General features: G+C 69.7%; 2 protein-coding genes. Both read right to left on the bottom strand.

Going from position 1 to position 1,566, the window contains the following annotated elements; all coding sequences use genetic code 11:
• Positions 1-776, bottom strand: a 776-nt coding sequence (istB, locus tag HW578_RS26350; RefSeq protein ID WP_198373667.1) for an IS21-like element helper ATPase IstB, incomplete at its 3' end; no start/stop codon positions are given.
• A partial coding sequence (gene istA, locus HW578_RS26345) for an IS21 family transposase (protein WP_198373666.1) occupies positions 773-1,566 on the bottom strand: 794 nt, incomplete at its 5' end. The genes istB and istA, both read right to left, overlap by 4 nt.

Genomic DNA, 1,566 nt, shown 5'->3' with positions numbered 1-1,566 from the left:
CGGCTTTCCTTCTTCGCCATCACGCCTGCCCGGCGCTTGTCCTTCAGCCGATAGCTCTCGCCGCTGATCTGCACGACGGTCGCGTGGTGCAGCAGGCGGTCGAGCATCGCCGCCGTCAGCACCGTCTCACCCGCGAAGGCCTGGTCCCAACTCCCGAATGTCAGGTTCGAGGTCAGGATCATCGCTCCGCGCTCATAGCGCTTGCTCACCACCTGAAAGAACAGGTTCGCCTGCTCGCGCCCCATCGGCAGGTAGCCGATCTCGTCGATGATCAGCAGTCGGTAGATATTCACCGCGCGGTGCAGCACTTCCTTCAGCCGCCCCTGCCGCTGCGCCGCCTCCAGCAGCAGCACCAGGTCCGCTGCCGTGGTGAACCGAACCTTCCACCCGCGCTGCGTTGCCAGATACCCGAGCGCGATGGCGAGGTGCGTCTTGCCGACGCCACTGGGGCCGAGGAACACCACGTTCTCGGCCCGCTCCACGAAGGCCAGGCTGGACAGCTCCGTAATCTGCTGGCGCGGCGCGCCGGTCGCGAAACCGAAGTCGTAGCCGTCCAGCGTCTTGACCGCGGGAAAGCCCGCCGTGCGCGCGAACATCTCCCGTGCCCTGGCCCGGCGCACCTCCCGCTCGCCCCGCAACGTCTCCTCCAGGAAGTCGCTGAAGGTGGCATCCCGTGCCGCCGCGGCCTGCGCGGTCGCGCCGTAGAGGTCCGGCACCGCCGCCAGGCGCAACTCGGCGCAGAGCTCGCTGATGCGCTCGTGCTGCGTCCCGTTCATCGCATCGCCTCCGGCGTCATCGGCGCGACGAACAGCGCGTCGTAGAGCGCCAGCGGGTGCTGTAGCCCAGCGATCGGCGGCAGAGATGGCGATGACGACGCCTCGATACGTCGCGGCATCAGGCCACCATAGGGCGGCGGGATCGAACCCAGTTTGCCGCGCTCCTGCTCCAGCCGCGCCGCGGGCACCTCACCCGTTGTGGCGTGCACCCGCGCATTCGCCACCTTCCGCAGCCAGCGCCCAACGGCCAGGTTCGCCGCCGCTCCGTCCACCATCACACCCTCGGCTGCCATCCGGCTCGCCAGCGGCACCCAGAAGCTGCCGCGCAGGTAGCGGATGAAGCGCTCGACCTTGCCCTTGCTCTGCGCCCGGTAGGGACGGCACAGCCGCGGCCGGAACCCGCAATGCCCCGCGAAGTCCAGGAAGCCCGGCTGGAAGCGGTGCTGCCCGCGGCCGTAGCGATCCCGCTCCAGCACCACGGTGCGCATGTTGTCGTAGAGCACCTCCCGCGGCACGCCGCCGAAGGCGAGGAAGGCGTGCTCGTGGCAGGCCAGCAGCGTCTCCAGCCGCTCGTCGGCGACGAACTCGACATAGGCCGCCCGGCTCCAGCCGAGCGTCGCCACGAACACCGACAGCCGATCCGACCCGCGCCGGATCACCGCCCAGTCCACCTGCATCTGCTCGCCTGGCGCTGTCTCGAAGCGCACCACCGGCTCCGGCTCGGCAGCGGGCCGCAGCCAGGCGAGATGTTCCTTGAGGATGCTGTAGCCGCCGGCGTAGCCGCGCTCAC

The sequence above is a fragment of the Roseomonas rosulenta genome, from assembly GCF_016106005.1.
In the GTDB taxonomy this organism is placed as follows: domain Bacteria; phylum Pseudomonadota; class Alphaproteobacteria; order Acetobacterales; family Acetobacteraceae; genus Neoroseomonas; species Neoroseomonas rosulenta.
The sequence above is the reverse complement of the archived record's forward strand: the minus strand, read 5'-3'. Positions and strand labels throughout refer to the sequence as shown.